Here is a 16,699-nt window from a genome sequence, read left to right as displayed (position 1 = left end):
GTCTGGTAAGTGAGGCCTCATGGCTGGTTACAAAGACGACATCATCATGGAAATCACACCGCAGGTGCTGTTGAAAGCCTATGCCTGCGGCCTGTTTCCGATGGCAGAATCTGCCGACGACCCCGGCCTCTTCTGGCTGGAGCCAGAGCGTCGCGGCATCCTTCCCCTCAACAACTTTCACCTGCCTCGCCGCCTGCGCCGGACGATTCGCAACGACGTTTTCGAGGTGCGGGTCAGCACGGATTTTCAGGGTGTTATCGATGGCTGTGCCGAGCCCATGCCCGGACGCCAGAAAACCTGGATCAACCGGGAGATCAGGCGCCTCTACGGCGAGCTTTTCGACATGGGCTATTGCCACACCATTGAAGCCTGGCAGGATGGCGAACTTGTCGGGGGGCTCTACGGTGTCAGCCTGAACGGCGCCTTTTTCGGCGAGAGCATGTTCACCTTCCGCACCGACGCTTCCAAGGTGTGCCTTGCGCATCTGGTTGCCCGGCTGATCGTCGGCGGCTATTCCCTGCTCGATACTCAGTTCGTAACCGAGCACCTCAGCAAGTTCGGCACCGAGGAAGTTCCTCAAGCTGCCTATAACGAGCTGCTCAGCGAAGCCCTGAAGCTGGAAACCGATTTCTACGCCCTGTCACCTCAAGCCAGTGGTGAGGAGGTTTTGGCGGTGCTCGATAGTTGGTACGAGCGCTAGGTCTTCTTGCTTGCGAGCCTAGTTCGTCACCACCAAAGCAGGAACAGCCAGGCCAACAACAGACCGGAACGGCTCCGGCAATGCCGTGGCTTTCAGACGTGTCGTCGCCAGCCAGTCTCTCTCTGTCAATGGGCGAAAGAACCTTCTCCCGCTTCATAAATCAGCGCAACGTGCTCAGTTCTTTCCGCCTTTGCCGGTGCCGACTATATCGCGAATTTTCGACCAGGACGGCGAAAGGAAAGCGCTCATTCTGTGCGTAAAATCTTGCGATTCAAACGTCCTCATGGCGTTCCGAAAAGCCAGTTCGGCTGCCGGTTCCTCCAGGGCGATATAAAACATTTCCGTCGGTGACTGATTTTTTGCCCAGAAATCCCGGGCTATCTTGAGCCAGAATTCATATTCGTAAGATGGCGTGCCGCTCCCCATGAAACCATCGGTAGATTTGGCATTGTCACGCTTCTTCACGCCGCCCGAATAGGCCCGGTCGAACGCTCCAAGGTCCTTCAGTCTCTGCCACAGGTGGTGACGGTATTTCCCGTCGGACTTTCGAGCCGCGCCGCTGGCATTATGTCGGTCATCCTCCCCCATCGCGCGGGAAACCTGTTCCAGTTTGTGATCGCTGCTCAGGTTGGTCAGCCATATCGCCCACAAACCGGCTTCGATGTTTTCTTCCAGTTTGTCGTGCTTGAACGATTTGTAACCTCGCGGCACATGCGCGAATGGAGACCGCTCCAGCGAGCGGCGAAGCTGTTCGATGTTCACCGAACCGCCCGTGCGCGCAGCTTCCTGCATTTTCAGTATCTTCTGAGTGGAGCTGATGTAGACCAGATTGTAGTGAAACTTGATGTACTGAAGATATTTCTGCGGATCGGTATCAAACTGCGGTGGTGACGGAAGCGGTTCTTTTTCACCCTTGACGGCATCTATGATGTAGAAAGTCGCTATTCCTGCTGCCACCGGATTGGTGATCACGGCAGCCAGGGGACCTTTCATGGTGGCCTTCAACGCCGTCCAGGCCCAGCCTGGCTCTGTATCGTAGCCTTTCGGCAATAGCTTTCGAACGGCCTCATCAGCATTCACATAACTGCTGCCTGTCTTGATCAGAATATTTTCCCAGGCCGGTTTGCAGACATTGTTAATACGGTTGCTCAACTCCTGGAGCTTCATCCATTCCTGGTCCATTTGTCTGCTCCTCAGTTTATACTAACATCCTTCCCCTTGTAACTTATTTTACCTTGCGTAATGTGCCTAAAATCACAAATAAATATTTTCGATTCAAAAACAATTGAAATTATATACTACGAATTGTAAAATGTATTTATATATACCTCTTTGAATTTCTCACCTGGAGCGCGGATAATCTGAGGTCACTTCTTCAGACAACATTCAGGTTGCTGAACGTCCGGTTGGCCCGAAACAAAAAAAGCCCCGCAATTGCGGGGCTATTTCATTCCTGATCTTCGCAATGCGCGGTTATCAGCTGCCCGGGGTCCAGGCTTCATAATCGCCGGTCACATCCGGGCGTTTTTCCGGGGTCAGGATGGAACCGTGCGGCCGGTAAGCGGCCGGAGTGCCCGTAGGATTGGCCTTGTGACCCTGCTGCCAATGTTTGGCGTGATAGGTTTCTTCGGACGGCGGCGTGTCAACGCGGTGGTGCATCCAGCCGTGCCAGCCCGCAGGAATGGCAGAGGCTTCGGCAAGACCGTTATAGATCACCCAGCGCTTCTTGCCTGCGCGTTCCTTGTAGTACTTGTTACCGAACTCATCCTCACCGACAAACTCACCCTTGCGCCACGTGAAGAAGCGGGTGCCCATTGTCTGGCTGTTCCACCAGGTGAACAATTCTAGCAGCAGAGTTTTCATGGCCCTTTGAAGGTCCCTTGATTGCAAGTCGGAAACATCCGTTGCCCCGCCAACATGACAGGACGGAATTTCGCGGACTATGGCGACAACGGCCGCATCTGTCCAGACTTGGCAGCCAGAAAAGAACGGGATTTTGCGCCTGCGGCCCGATTGCCGCAGTCACGCCCGGTACACACCGCACCCAGGTGGTCACAAACAGACTGCTTCAGTGAAGTTTCAAACCCTTGAAGGGTGCAAAGCCGGCATTGCGGATATGTTTGGCAGCTGCGGAATGCTGTTTGGGAGGCGCTTCCTTCTTCACACCGGCAAAGACCTTTTCCGGCTCTTCTTCCTTGGTGTCGAATGCCGCCTCAACGGCTCCTTCCACTTCCGCACGCTTTTGCGTGGCAACGCGGTGGTGCAGCCGGGCTCCGGCAAGCGACTGCATCTTTTCCGCCTGTTCATCCATGGCCTTTTGAATGCCATAGATATTGTAGAAGCCGGAGTTCTCCAGGATCATCGGCCGGTCGTCTGCAAGAAGCCACTTGAGGCGCTTGAAAAGCGTCGACGGCGAAACCGGCTTGACCAGCACGTGGTGCGCACCTGCCCGCAAGGCCTTGTCGACCAGTGGCCGCGTGCCATGTGCCGTAATGAAGAGAATCGGCACATAACAAAGCGGCTCCATGTGGCGATGCCGCACCAGACGCAGGAACTGGTAGCCGGATGTCGGCGCCATGCGCCAGTCGGTGAGAATCACGTTGGGTGGTTCGGCGAGACTTGCCTCGAGCGCTTCGTCGACCGAATCGAACACCCGCACGCGCGCAACCTTGAAGCTCAGCAATATCGACCGGAGAATCGTCTGCATCGGCTTGCTGTCCTCGACGACGACAGCATCGATGTCCTCCATCGCTAGTCCGAATGCGGCGTGATGTTTCATGAATTGCGGACCTTTTTCCCTATCCCGCCATCATGAAACCAGACCCGGCTTAAACCCGGTTGAAATCGATCACCGCCATTTTCTTCAAATTTTCATAAAATGCGGTCTATCGTCATCCACAGGGTCTTGTGCCTTCCTGGCGGGCACTCCTTCGCCGGGAAAGCAAGCGCTAAATCCCTTGCTAAAACGCTGTCCCCGCTCCGTTCCCCATTATCCACACGACCACACAAGATTTTGCGTTTGCCCACAATCCAGGCACTAGCTGTTGTCACTCGGTCCTTGACCTTAAGAATTCGTTTACATTAGTTTCTCATCATTGCGATGTGCGTAGTCGGGTGCCTATCCGGGCGCTCCGGTCATCCAAAACCATCAGTATCCAAGAGTACCGCTCCAGGTCTTTGACCCCAAAGCCGGGAGACGGGTTTTGTTGTGCCGACTTCAAGGCGCATGTCGTGACAAACCTGTTGATGACCACTATATATAGTGGATAGAAACACAAGATACGCTACATACAGGCTCGAAGCCTGTAACTTGCAGGGCGGCATTCGAGAACAGAGGCAGGCGGCCACGCCAGTTCGGATGCAATGCGGTCAAGCCCGGTTCGGGGGAACCGGCTGTAATCTAAAAGGGGACTTGAGAAGATGCGGATCGAGCGGCGCTACACCAAGGAAGGTCAATCGCCTTACGCCAGCGTAGAATTCCGGAACGCTACCAGCGAAATCCGGAATCCTGATGGATCCATCGTGTTCCGTCTTGAGAACATTCAGGTCCCGACCCAGTTTTCACAGGTCGCGTCCGACATTCTGGCTCAGAAGTATTTCCGCAAGGCCGGCGTGCCCGCCAAGCTGAAGGCCGTAGAAGAAAACACCGTTCCGTCCTGGCTGTGGCGCCATGAGGCCGATGAGGCCGCACTGGCAGACCTGCCAGAGGACGAGCGCTACGGCTCTGAAATTGACGGCCGCCAGGTCTTTGATCGTCTAGCTGGCACCTGGACCTACTGGGGCTGGAAGGGCGGCTATTTCGACAAGGAATCCGACGCTCAGGCTTTCTACGACGAACTGCGTTACATGCTGGCGACCCAGAAGGTGGCGCCGAACTCTCCGCAGTGGTTCAACACCGGCCTGCATTGGGCCTACGGCATCGATGGCCCGGGCCAGGGTCACTTCTATGTCGACTTCCAGACCGGCAAGCTCGTCAAGTCCAAGAGCGCCTATGAGCATCCGCAGCCGCATGCCTGCTTCATCCAGTCCGTCGGCGACGACCTGGTGAACGAAGGCGGCATCATGGACCTTTGGGTCCGCGAAGCACGCCTGTTCAAATACGGCTCCGGCACCGGCTCCAACTTCTCCCATGTTCGCGCCGAAGGCGAGCGCCTGTCCGGTGGTGGAAAGTCCTCCGGCCTGATGAGCTTCCTGAAGATCGGCGACCGGGCAGCCGGCGCGATCAAGTCCGGCGGCACCACCCGCCGCGCGGCCAAGATGGTCGTTGTCGATGTCGACCATCCGGATATCGAGGAATACATCAACTGGAAGGTCAAGGAAGAGCAGAAGGTGGCCGCGCTCGTCACCGGCTCCAAGATCTGCCAGAAGCACCTCGGCGCAATCATGCGCGCCTGCGTCAACTGCGAGGCGGACAACGGCGACTGCTTCGATCCGGCCAAGAACCCGGCCCTGAAGCGTGAAATCCGTGCTGCCAAGAAGATGATGGTGCCGGAAAACTACATCCAGCGCGTCATCCAGTTTGCAAAGCAGGGCTTCACCAAGATCGAATTCCCGACGTTCAACACGGACTGGGATTCCGAAGCCTATCTGACGGTTGCCGGACAGAACTCCAACAACTCTGTGCGTGTGACCGACGGCTTCCTGAACGCCGTTGTTGACGACAGCGCCTGGGACCTGACCGCCCGCCGCTCCGGTGACGTTCTGAAGACCGTCAAGGCCAAGGAACTTTGGGAACAGATCGGCTATGCCGCCTGGGCTTCCGCTGATCCGGGCCTGCAGTACCACACCACGATCAACGACTGGCACACCTGCCTTGCCGATGGCGAAATCCGTGCATCCAACCCATGCTCGGAATACATGTTCCTGGACGACACGGCCTGTAACCTGGCGTCCCTGAACCTGATGCAGTTCCGCCGGGAAGACCGGTCCTTCGACATCGACAACTACGAACATGCCGTCCGCCTGTGGACCATCGTTCTGGAAGTCTCGGTGCTGATGGCTCAGTTCCCGTCCAAGGAAATTGCAGAACTGTCCTACAAGTTCCGCACCCTCGGTCTCGGCTATGCCAACATCGGCGGCCTGCTGATGACCTCCGGCATTCCGTACGACAGCGACGAAGGCCGTGCACTTTGCGGCGCCCTCACCGCGGTCATGACCGGTGTTGCCTATGCCACTTCCGCTGAAATGGCTGGCGAACTCGGCGCCTTCCCGGGCTACAAGAAAAACGCAAGCCACATGCTGCGTGTCATGCGCAACCACCGCCGCGCCGCATACGGCGAAGCGGACGGCTACGAAGGCCTCAACACGGCTCCGGTTGCTCTTGACCATGTTTCCTGCCCGGATCAGGTGATCGTCGAGCGGGCCAAGAAGGCCTGGGATCGTGCCCTTGAGCTTGGCGAGAAGAACGGCTACCGCAACGCCCAGTCCACCGTTATTGCCCCGACCGGAACCATCGGTCTGGTCATGGACTGCGACACCACCGGTATCGAGCCTGACTTTGCGCTGGTGAAGTTCAAGAAGCTGGCCGGCGGCGGCTACTTCAAGATCATCAACCGCGCTGTTCCTGAAGCCCTGCGCAAGCTCGGTTACACTGAAAGCGAGATTGGCGAGATCGAAGCCTACGCCGTTGGCCATGGCTCCATTGATCAAGCACCGGGCGTCAACCCGTCCGCGCTGAAGACCAAGGGCTTCACCGACGAGAGCCTGACCAAGCTGAAGGACGGCATGAAGTCGGCCTTTGACATCAAGTTCGTCTTCAACCGCTGGACCCTCGGCGACGAACAGATGAAGGCCCTCGGCGTTACCGACGAGCAGCTGGAAGATCCAGAATTCGATCTCCTGACCTTCCTCGGCTACTCCAAGGCTGACATCGAAGCCGCCAACACCCACGTGTGTGGTGCGATGACCCTGGAAGGTGCACCCTTCCTGAAGGAAGAGCATTATCCGGTCTTCGACTGCGCCAACCCGTGCGGCCGTATCGGCAAACGCTTCCTGTCGGTGGAAAGCCACATCCGCATGATGGCAGCGGCCCAGCCGTTCATCTCCGGCGCGATCTCCAAGACGATCAACATGCCGAACGATGCGACGGTGGAGGACTGCAAGGAAGCCTACATGCTGTCCTGGAAACTCGCGCTCAAGGCGAATGCCCTTTACCGCGACGGTTCCAAACTGTCCCAGCCGCTCAACGCCCAGCTACTGGCCGATGAGGACGAAGACGAGGACGAGGCCCTCGAGGCTCTGGCCGCCAAGCCGATGGCCGCAAAGGCCGAAGTGGTTGCCGAACGCATCGTCGAGCGGATCGTCGAACGCGTTGTCCGCGAACAGGAAAAACTGCCGACCCGCCGCAAGGGCTACACCCAGAAGGCAAAGATCGGTGGTCACACCATCTTCCTGCGCACCGGCGAATATGACGATGGCCGCCTTGGCGAAATCTTCCTCGACATGAACAAGGAAGGGTCTGCGCTCCGGGCATTCATCAACAACTTCGCGATCTCGGTTTCGCTTGGTCTGCAATACGGTGTGCCGCTCGAGGAATATGTCGACGCGTTCACCTTCACCAAGTTCGAACCGGCCGGCATGGTCCAGGGCAACGATGCGATCAAGAACGCCACTTCGATCCTCGACTACGTGTTCCGCGAACTGGCAGTATCCTATCTCGGTCGTCACGACCTTGCCCACGTTCCGCCGGAAGCCTTCAGCGGCCCGGTCAGCGCTGGCGCGGTCAAGACCATGGACAAGGGCAGCTCCGGCGGTGTGGTTTCCCACGGCCTCGTCCGCGGCCAAACAGAGCGTTTCCGTCTCGTCGCCGGCAACGAGCCTTCAGGCGAGATCACCGAAGCGGTGAAAGTGGAACTGGGCACAACAATCGCCGCCCAGACCTCCGCCGTCGCAACGGCTTTCGCCCGCGGCTCGGAAGCAGCTGCCGCTGTCGAAGTGACCTCGGCCCCTGCCCCACAGGTGAAAACCGCGGCCCAGCAGATCGCTCAGGCCCGAATGAAGGGTTACGAAGGCGAGAGCTGCTCGGAATGCGGCAACTTCACCATGGTGCGCAACGGCACCTGCCTGAAGTGCGACACCTGCGGCTCCACCAGCGGCTGCAGCTGACGATCAACAGACTTCCGGCCGGCACCGGCCGGAAGTCTGAATTCGATCGCACACAAAGCTTAGCCGGGAGTTCGCCCAGGCCGGTTACCACCGGCCACAGCGCGGCTCCCGGCGCCCAGACGAAAGAACCCGCCCATCGGAAACGATCGGGCGGGTTTTCTTTTTGTCAGCACCGGTTTCCGCCATTCCATGCCACGGTTCTCGACACCATCGGCATTCGAAGGGCCGCTGACAGACCATGAGCGAGTATCCAAAGAGCCCCCCGCAAACAGAGCCGGTTTCCAGGACGACGATCGCAGGTTCAAGTAGTGCTTCCCCACCGTCGCTTTTTGGCCAATTTGCAAAACAGACCAGCTGATTGATCAAGATTAATTACCAAGCCCGAAAAATGGGTGCAAAATGGATGGAACTTCTCGCTAACCGGGTGACGGACGAGAACAATAATTGGCCTGATCGCAGATCCGATGAAAATCTCATCCTGATCATGAAGGACGGCGAAATCTACAAGAACACGATCAACCAGGATCGGTTCTTGTCGAACGAGCACGCCAGGAGACCAACATGAAGTGCCCCACCAGATATGCGGCCGGCTTTTCACTCGTGGCTTCCATTGCCTTTGGCGCAACTGCCTTGGCGGAAGAGCCGCAGGATTTCTCTTCCAAGCAAATGAAAGGCGTCGAACAGATTTCGATCGACGTCGACCTCGATGGCGCGGTGGAGCGACTATCCAAGGCCGTGCAGTTTCCGACGATCTCGAATCAGGACCGGGACGACTTCGACACCAAGGCGTTTGAGGACTATCACGCGTTCCTTGTCGAGGCCTATCCGGAGGTACACAAGGTCTTGAAGCGAGAAATCCTCGGTGATCCGCGTCCCTACAGCCTGCTTTACACCTGGGAAGGCAAGAACCCGGATCTGGAGCCAGCACTCTTCTACGCCCACCAGGATGTGGTGCCAGTGCCGGCGGACTCGCGAGATCAGTGGGAACAGGATCCTTTCTCCGGGGCAGTTGCCGACGGATACATTTGGGGACGTGGTGTCCTTGACGACAAGAACCAGATTCACGGCATTCTTGAAGCCGCTGAAATGAAGATCAAGGAAGGCTGGCAGCCGGAACGGACGATTTATTTCGTCTTTGGCCAGGATGAGGAAGTCGGCGGCCCGGAAGGGGCCAGATTCATTGCGGAGACCCTGGAAAAACGCGGCATCAAGCGATTTGCCTTTGTCATGGACGAGTCAGCTCCGCTGGTGCCCGGTCTCTTCCCCGGACTTCCAGATAATACGGCGCTGATCGGCATAGCGCAAAAGGGCTACGTCAGCCTGGAACTGGCGATGCATGGGGTCGGAGGTCATTCATCGCAGCCGCCCGAGGAATCGAATATCGGCATTCTCGCAAAGGCGATCACCAAGCTGGAAGCCGCGCAGTTTCCCTACCGCATTCATCCTGCGCTGCGTCATCAGTATCGTTATCTCGGGCCTGAACTGGATGAAGCCTATCAGCCGCTTTATGCAGCCGTTGCCTTCGGCAAGGACGGCGAGATGACCGATCTCGAAAAGCAGTTTGTCGAGGTCATGGCCGGCAATCAGGTCACCCGGGCCATGATGCATACGACAATCGCCGTCAGCATGTTCAATGCAGGCATCAAGGATAACGTTCTGCCACCTTCAGCGACGGCAGTCGTGAATTTTCGCCCCATGCCCGGCGACACGCCCGAGGTCATCATCCAGCACGTAAAGGATGCCATCGGCGACGACCGCATAACCATTCGGGACATCTCCGCCTCGACACCTGCAACCGCCATGGCTGACCCCGAAGGCCCCGGCTACAAGGCACTGGAAAAGACCATTCGCCAGATCTGGGGCAATGATCTCGTCGTGGCGCCGTTCTTCGTGATCGGCGGCTCGGATTCAAAACACTTCCAGGCCCGGCCGTTCGCTCCGGACGTTTTTACCATCACCGGCATCCAGCTTGAAAACACGAAGGAATTTGAAGGTTTCCATGGTGTCAATGAGCGCATCAGAGTCGATGAATACGGCAAGACCATCGGCTTCTTCTACCAGATGATGGACAATCTGGACGACCTGTGAAATCGGGCCCAGCATTGTTTGGCAGAACTGCAGGGACAACGGTAACGATAGTACCAAATAAGCCTTTTAGGAAACGCGGGCATCCAGCGGGCGAACACAAGGGGCAAATACCGATCTCAATACCGCCTTTTTGACCGGGGCGTTCGTCTTCGAGCTGAAGGATTGTCTGGCAAAATTGCTTTCGGCAACGCGTCGGGCGACTTGCGTTCAAACGCTTTTTACGACCGAAACCAGAAACAACAAAGAGATACTCCTCGGCCTCTGTAGAAGTTGGTTTGGATAGATCCTTGAAAGCTCTGGCTTCTTTTGGAAATCGACTGCGGAATCCTGAAGTTCTCCCTCTGCAAAGACGGATCTGGTTTTGCGCCGCTCGCCTGTCTTGAAAAAGGCCACATCTACATGTGACTTGAGGTCTTCATGGCCTGCTGAACAAGATAAAAATTTGCCCAGTCTGCGCTACTGTTTGACGCCCAGCGGGATCGTCAGGGTGAGATAGGCCGACGTCCCTTCCAGACGATTTTCCGCAGCGAACTCCCGGTAAACCTTCACGCGTGTCGAGACCGGTGTCTGGCCGAGCTGGAAATTGTAGCCCGCCGTGCCGCCGAGTGCGGCAACGCGCCCCTCGAAATCGCCAAGCCTGGCGCCGGATCCGCTGTCGGCTGTAATCTGGTCGTAGTAATAGCCGACCAGTCCCGCCGAGAACTGGGGTGAAAAGGTTTTGGTGAGCGCCCCTTCGAAGTGAAATTCCGTTCCGGTGGTGTAGTTCGTGGCCGGGTTTTCGCCGTTGAAGGTGAAACCGGCGACACCAGAAACCTCCCAACCGCTTTTAGGATCGAACCAGGTCACGCCACCGTTGATGTCGAGCCCCCAACGATTGAAGGCAACGTTGGCAATCTCGCCTTTCTGGTAGTCCCCCACCGGCACGTTGACGAGGAAACCCGTCGTCCAGTGCCAATTGCCGTTGTGCCAGCCCAGCGAGGCGCCAACAACGGGGTCACCAATCGTGAACACCGTATCGCTGACAGACGCTCCGAGAATTCCGCCGGCATCAAGTGAAGCATCGACGGATTGTCCACCCCAGGGAACCGTCGCCTGCAGGGCAAGGCTGCCCCCAAGTACGCTTGTCGGTACAACCCACAAGCCTGTTGCGAGATCGATATAGGCGGTCGCGTCGACATTGCCGATAACCCTGCCGCCAACAGGCAGGTCACGGCTCGCCCCGGCAGACCCTGAATAGAAATAGACGTCATTTTGAAAGTAGACACCCGGCCCGGGCAGCACCGCCGCAAATGGCCCCTTGGACCCAAGCAGATAGAACCCGACACCGCTTTCAGCCGAGTTTGCCTGCTGCGGTGTGCCCGCAAGGCACATCAGTGCGAACAGCGACACCTTCAAGGTGAGTGAGTGTCTGCGTGCTTTGCTGGTTCTGGTCTCGCCCACGTCCGCCTCTCCTGCCTCAAAAGTCGCTACGGGTTTGCTGCATGGCCCTGTGTGTCGATTTCCACTTGCTTGCGCACTTACCGCCCGTTTGACAGACCGATTTTTGCATGAAGGCAGTCCTCTACTCTCATACTCGCCAGTCTGCCGGGCCACCTTTTCAATACGAGCTCCCAACACCCGAAGAAAAAGAACAACTTCAATTTGGTAGCGAAGCTACAGTATGCAATTTCCCCGGGATATTATCCAGCAACGAATTGGACTTTGCTTGGGGTAAATCGTCAACGTTCACTGAACTGTCTGGTCGATGCAACTTTGGAAGTCTTTGCCACCATGTCCCGAAATCAGCAGCTCACTTTCCGGTGGCATATACCCTTCTTGTTCGAACACTCGCATTAACTCACACCCAAAGTTTGCATACAGAATTTTTGCAATCCATTTGACGTATGGGATCATTGGGCTGTTTGATGGACTTATCGTTCATGAAGGAGCCGCGTGATGTTGAAACTTATTGCGGCAGCGGCACTTGCTGCCTGCCTGGCCCCGGTAGCTGCCACAGCCCAGGAACCAGACAAGCCAAATATTCTCGTCATCTGGGGGGATGACGTCGGGATGTGGAACATCTCGGCATACCACCGAGGCATGATGGCAGGCGAAACGCCGAATATCGACAGGATCGCAAACGAAGGCATGCTCTTCATGGACCATTATGCCCAGGCGTCCTGTACCGCAGGCCGGGCGGCCTTCATCACGGGCCAGTACCCGCTTAGGGTCGGCCTGTCCACCGTCGGTCTCCCCGGTGCGCCACAAGGTCTTTCGACCGAAGATCCGACACTGGCCGAAATGCTCAAGCCCTTGGGATACCGCACCGGCCAATTCGGAAAGAACCATCTTGGTGACCGGGACGAACATCTGCCCACAAACCACGGGTTCGATGAATTCTTCGGGATCCTCTACCACCTGAACGCCGGGGAATATATCGAGCAGGTGGATTATCCGGCACAGGCTTTCGAGGATGCGAACCTGGCACAGCGAGGCATCATTCACAGCTTTGCAAAAGCAGATGGCGGTCAGGAGATCGAGGATCTCGGCCCGTTCGGACAGGAAGTTCAGCGCAACCTTGACCAGGACGTGCTTGAAGAAAGCAAGCGCTTCATTACGGAGGCTGTCACCGCCAACGAGCCGTTCTTCGTCTGGCACAACACCACCCGCATGCACTATCGCACCAACCTGAACGACCATTATGACGGCATCACCGGCACCGGCAATGTCTATGCCGACGGCATGGTGGAACTGGACGACGACGTGGGTGAGCTTCTGAACCTGCTGGACGAACTTGGCGTCGCCGACAATACGATGGTGATGTTCTCCACCGACAACGGTGCGGCGTCCAATTCCTGGCCCGACGGCGGCAACCAGCCTTTCCGGGGTGAAAAGGGCGTGGGCGGTTATGAAGGCGGCTTCAAGGTGCCGATGGCAGTTCGCTGGCCCGGAGTAACGCCGGCTGGAACCACCACCGGCGAACTTATGACAATGGAGGACTGGATCCCGACCATCATGTCCCAACTGGGTCAGCCAGACATCAAGGAACAGCTTCTGGCGGGTGCGGACATTGGCGGCAAGACCTTCAAGGTTCATCTGGACGGCTATGACCAGACCCCGTTGCTGACCCAAACCGGGCCTTCCAACCGGATGGAGTTCTTCTATTTCACTGAAACCACTTTCCACGGCCTGCGGTTCGGGGAATGGAAGTTCCTATTCACCAGCCAAGACCGTTGGTTCAACGGCAACCAGTATGAAATGACCTCCCCGTTGATCACGCGCCTCGATCTCGATCCCTTTGAACGGTTCCACGACGCCCGGGGATTTGACGAATGGCAGGAGAACAGGTCCTGGGCCATCGGTCCAGCACTCGGCCTGGTGAACAAGTTTGTTGCCTCCTTCGAGGAATTCCCGCCGCGGATTGCCAGTTTCTCCACGTCTGTTGAGGACATGTCGAAGCGGATTATGAACGCTGCGCCGCCACCGCAGTAAGCTGAGCAAGCAGCAGATCTTCAATTTCACGAATACAGCCTTCCGGACTACAAAGTCCGGAAGGCAAAAACGCGAGGCAACAGGCGCGGCGCGCGAAGAGCACCGGGAGGTCTGACAACCCGAAATGAAAATAGAGATCGCTCAACCTCCTTCCTGCCCGCGCGCAGTACCACGTGTTACCACTCTCGCTGCCAATCAGCTTCGGAAAGCCAGAAGTCCGTCCGACGTATAGGCGTCCCCGGAGGCGGATCGCACTTTGCATGGCCCCACCGATGACATGATGCCTTGCTGCGTGATATTTTCCACTTCTGGAGGAGCCAGATGTCTGAGGTTCTGCTGTTTCACCATGCGCTTGGCTTGACTTCCGGGGTGCTGAAGTTTGCAGACGATCTGCGACAGGCCGGTCACAAAGTGCACACGCCGGATCTGTTCGAGGGTAAAACGTTCAACAGCATCGAGAAGGGCCTCGCCTTCATCGAGGAAACCGGCTTTGACGAGATGCGCGAACGCGGTGTCCATTTGGCAGATGACCTCCCCCACGATCTCGTCTACGCGGGTTTCTCGTTTGGTGTGTTGCCGGCGCAGAAGCTTGCTCAAACCCGGCCTGGAGCACGGGCTGCCTTGCTGATCCACTCCTGCCTGCCGATCAGCGGTGACTGGTCTTTTGGGCCCTGGCCTAATGGCGTCCCTGTTCAAATCCACGCAATGGACAATGATCCTTTCTTCGTCGGCGAGGGTGACATCGATGCCGCGCGCGCGATCGTCGATACGGCAGAGGATGCAGCTCTTTTTCTCTATCCCGGAGAGGAGCACTATTTCGCCGATAGGTCGCTACCATCGTTTGATGCAGAAGCGTCTGCCCTGCTCACCCGGCGGGTCATTGAATTCCTGCAACGCGTCTGAGGAAACCAGGAGGCCAAACTGCTGCGGTTGCTGCTTCTGACACCGGACAGTCTTCTTGACCCGCATGGCGCTCTCAGACCCTTCGTCTGTGAGGCACTGGATGCGATTGGCCAGATGAGAGATGAAACGGGAGCTCGGCTTGCCTTTGCGCTGGTTGTTCGCTCGTCAAATGACGCAGCTGAAGTCCTGTCCACCTTGAGAGAGCTACGGCTTCCAGCTGGCCCCTCCCAGGTCATTGAGACGAACAAACCCGGTGTTGACGCGACAGTACTGAGAGAATTGCAGGAACGTTTCTCGGTAAATGATCCCGCATCGGAATGTGCTTTGGTCGACGCCAGCCCCGGCAGCACGGATGGCGCTCTTCCGCCAGGTTTACCGAAACTTCTTCTGGAAGAGACTGGCGCCGATGGAATGTCTGGCTGGCCTGCAATGCTATTGAAGATTGCCCGGAAAACCGAAAGAAACGCGGCCGAGAACCTGCAACTGGTGCTGCCGGTTCTGGCGGCCGCGGAAGGTGTTGTCGATCTCCAGCAAGTTTCGTTCCGTCCGGAACGGATCGAAGCAGAAGGTCATTGCCTGATATCCGTGGAAGACAGCGCTCTTGGTGCCCTCTCCGGCCTGTTCCTGAACCTTCCCACGTCGTTTGTCATTGAACAGCCCGACAGCCCTCACCCTGTCGCATTCAAAGAGGTTGCTGAAGACACGATCCAGGAGGCAAAGGCCTACATTCAAAGTCTGCGGGCCAATGGCCAGCTTGAGATGGCACCAGGTGAGACAGGCCAAGCTGAAGCAGGAGAACTGGAAGGCATGGCGTCGCCACTGCTCGGTCAACCGACGCACTATGTCGAAACTGATGAGACCGGCAGACGCATACTTCGGCGAAGGGGCTTCAACTGATCAAGTGCACAGGAAGGCTCTTGCCGTACCTGGAAGAGCGTGACACCGGCAATTGAAACGCTTTCGAAGCAATCGACGCTCCTCCCCCACGTGACTGACCACATGGCTCACGGCACCGATCGTATCGTCGCCTGCCCGGCTGTGAGCCTCTTCGGAAATCTGACCGGCGGCATGCAGGCTGAAGACAAAGCTTTGCGCCTCGACAGCGGATTGCCGAACTGTCTCCACCTCGCCCAGCAGGGCGGCATTCCCGTTTTGCTCACCGATGAGGACGTCTTCCTCAACGTAGCAATAGACGCCTTCCAGATCGCTGGCGACATCTGCGAGCGAGACTTTCTGGCGCCGCCGAACGGCTGCTACCGACTGATCGCCAAGCTGAACCCGGCTGCCGTAGAACCGCTGATCCGTATCATCTCCGGTGACTTCCAGCAGGCTGCGGCGGGAGGCCTGTGTCAGCACATCACGAACGGAATGAACGGTTTCCGAAGGCGGTCGGCCAGCCAGAACTACGGTGGGGGATGTCAGTTGTTCGGCATTCAACAGCACATTATGGCTCTCGAACCCGTCCCGGATTGCCTGGGCATTGACCCCGGCATTGCGCATTCCGTCCGCAATCAGCATGGCGTTGCCGACAGCCTGGAAAAATCGAGGCTTAAGTGGCGCCGTACGCGCAGCAGCAACCAGCAACTCTCCCGCCGTCCTTGCCGCCGCCAGCAATCCTTTTTCGCTCTCCACACCGCGCGACTGATAGATGTTCGTCAGCGTGTCGTAAAAACAACCGCTGAAGATCATGCCCAGCGAATGTACTTCGTTGATCAGAACGCCCGGGCCACCTGACACCGGCAAGGAGGCCGGCATCACCCATTGATGTGTGTTGAGAGCGCGCCGTGGGACCGCCGCATTGTGATTTGCGTCGACCAGGACGGCAATACCGTGGGACAGATCCTCTGCAGTGGTCTCGACAAAGTTCTTCTGTCTCAACAACCCTTGATCCACAAGCACCTGGCGGGTCGCCTTGTCCTGAAGCGCGACGAGAATTGCGATGCAGTCTCCGAAGGCTTCGTGAAAAGCACCCGGCTCCGCCTGAAAAGCCCCCCAAAGGTCCGGGCGGATTGCATCCAGAAAGGCATGGCCCGCCTCGTGTGCGACAACATCGGTACTTGCCCCTGAGCGGTAACTGTCTCCCCCGGCAGCATCCACCTGAAAAAACGAAAGCGAAAGCCTGTCGTAATAGGCATTGAGTTGAGGCTGCCCCGGTGTCTTGTGTTTCAGCCGCAGGGTTTTCCCGTTCTGCCACGTGGTCAGCGTACTCCCGTCGATCAACTCCCAAAGGTCGATGGCTCTGAGAGCGGCCTCGCGGCACTGCCAGAACAGAAAGCCGTCGCTGTCAGTTGGATATGTGTCTTCCGGGACGGAGCCCAGATAGACATACCGGGCCAGTTCATCTGGTCGCTCAGCATGCGCCTCGATGACGGCTGAAGGCGGGTGTCCAGCTCTCGGGTCGTTCGGAATGAAATTGATCGGCATGATTTCCTC

The 16,699-nt window shown here is 57.3% G+C and carries 13 protein-coding genes; 7 read left to right on the top strand and 6 right to left on the bottom strand.

Annotation, left to right across the window (positions count from 1 at the left end):
- Positions 1 to 19: 19 nt before the first annotated feature.
- A complete protein-coding gene (gene aat, locus B0E33_RS25220; RefSeq protein ID WP_022998396.1) occupies positions 20 to 700 on the top strand; it encodes a leucyl/phenylalanyl-tRNA--protein transferase in 681 nt (226 codons plus the stop codon).
- A gap of 174 nt (positions 701 to 874) precedes the next feature.
- On the opposite strand, the gene B0E33_RS25215 is transcribed toward aat, so the two are convergent.
- From B0E33_RS25215 to B0E33_RS25205, 3 genes are all read right to left on the bottom strand, one after another.
- Positions 875 to 1,882: a hypothetical protein gene (locus B0E33_RS25215; RefSeq protein WP_077292747.1), complete on the bottom strand. Its 1,008-nt coding sequence runs from the start codon at positions 1,880 to 1,882 to the stop codon at positions 875 to 877.
- A 294-nt stretch (positions 1,883 to 2,176) separates the two neighbouring features.
- On the bottom strand, positions 2,177 to 2,563 hold the full coding sequence (locus B0E33_RS25210) for an NADH:ubiquinone oxidoreductase subunit NDUFA12 (RefSeq protein ID WP_022998394.1): 387 nt from the start codon (positions 2,561 to 2,563) through the stop codon (positions 2,177 to 2,179).
- 205 nt (positions 2,564 to 2,768) lie between these two features.
- Complete coding sequence (locus tag B0E33_RS25205) at positions 2,769 to 3,479, bottom strand: response regulator (protein WP_208993526.1); 711 nt, start codon at positions 3,477 to 3,479, stop codon at positions 2,769 to 2,771.
- A gap of 641 nt (positions 3,480 to 4,120) precedes the next feature.
- Between B0E33_RS25205 and B0E33_RS25200 the strand changes: the two genes are divergently transcribed.
- The 3 genes from B0E33_RS25200 (at position 4,121) to B0E33_RS25195 (ending at position 9,892) form a co-directional block, all read left to right on the top strand.
- Positions 4,121 to 7,804 carry a vitamin B12-dependent ribonucleotide reductase gene (locus B0E33_RS25200; RefSeq protein WP_077292746.1) on the top strand — a complete coding sequence of 1,228 codons (3,684 nt, stop codon included), beginning with the start codon at positions 4,121 to 4,123 and terminating at the stop codon, positions 7,802 to 7,804.
- A gap of 403 nt (positions 7,805 to 8,207) precedes the next feature.
- A complete protein-coding gene (locus B0E33_RS31025; protein ID WP_156912483.1) occupies positions 8,208 to 8,369 on the top strand; it encodes a hypothetical protein in 162 nt (53 codons plus the stop codon).
- Positions 8,366 to 9,892, top strand: coding sequence for a M20 family peptidase (locus tag B0E33_RS25195; protein ID WP_077292745.1), 1,527 nt, complete (start codon positions 8,366 to 8,368; stop codon positions 9,890 to 9,892). The genes B0E33_RS31025 and B0E33_RS25195 overlap by 4 nt, the downstream gene beginning before the upstream one ends.
- A 456-nt stretch (positions 9,893 to 10,348) precedes the next feature.
- On the opposite strand, the gene B0E33_RS25190 is transcribed toward B0E33_RS25195, so the two are convergent.
- On the bottom strand, positions 10,349 to 11,332 hold the full coding sequence (locus B0E33_RS25190; RefSeq protein WP_228148037.1) for a SphA family protein: 984 nt from the start codon (positions 11,330 to 11,332) through the stop codon (positions 10,349 to 10,351).
- A 495-nt stretch (positions 11,333 to 11,827) separates the two neighbouring features.
- Between B0E33_RS25190 and B0E33_RS25185 the strand changes: the two genes are divergently transcribed.
- Complete coding sequence (locus tag B0E33_RS25185) at positions 11,828 to 13,363, top strand: arylsulfatase (RefSeq protein ID WP_077292744.1); 1,536 nt, start codon at positions 11,828 to 11,830, stop codon at positions 13,361 to 13,363.
- Here B0E33_RS25185 and B0E33_RS31020 read toward each other — a convergent pair.
- Positions 13,335 to 13,508 (bottom strand): hypothetical protein, encoded by a 174-nt coding sequence (locus B0E33_RS31020; RefSeq protein ID WP_156912482.1) that lies wholly within the window; start codon positions 13,506 to 13,508, stop codon positions 13,335 to 13,337. The two genes, B0E33_RS25185 and B0E33_RS31020, sit on opposite strands and share 29 nt — an antisense overlap.
- A gap of 176 nt (positions 13,509 to 13,684) precedes the next feature.
- Here B0E33_RS31020 and B0E33_RS25180 point away from each other — a divergent pair, with 176 nt between their 5' ends.
- A complete protein-coding gene (locus B0E33_RS25180; RefSeq protein ID WP_077292743.1) occupies positions 13,685 to 14,266 on the top strand; it encodes a dienelactone hydrolase family protein in 582 nt (193 codons plus the stop codon).
- 27 nt (positions 14,267 to 14,293) lie between these two features.
- Positions 14,294 to 15,163, top strand: coding sequence for a hypothetical protein (locus B0E33_RS25175; RefSeq protein ID WP_077292742.1), 870 nt, complete (start codon positions 14,294 to 14,296; stop codon positions 15,161 to 15,163).
- Here the strand turns inward: B0E33_RS25175 and B0E33_RS25170 are convergent, their stop codons facing one another.
- Entirely contained in the window at positions 15,164 to 16,690 is a 1,527-nt protein-coding gene (locus tag B0E33_RS25170; protein ID WP_077292741.1) for a gluzincin family metallopeptidase, read from the bottom strand.
- Positions 16,691 to 16,699 lie beyond the last annotated feature (9 nt).

This window comes from Roseibium algicola (genome assembly GCF_001999245.1).
In the GTDB taxonomy this organism is placed as follows: domain Bacteria; phylum Pseudomonadota; class Alphaproteobacteria; order Rhizobiales; family Stappiaceae; genus Roseibium; species Roseibium algicola.
This window is presented reverse-complemented; position numbering and strand designations above follow the sequence as displayed.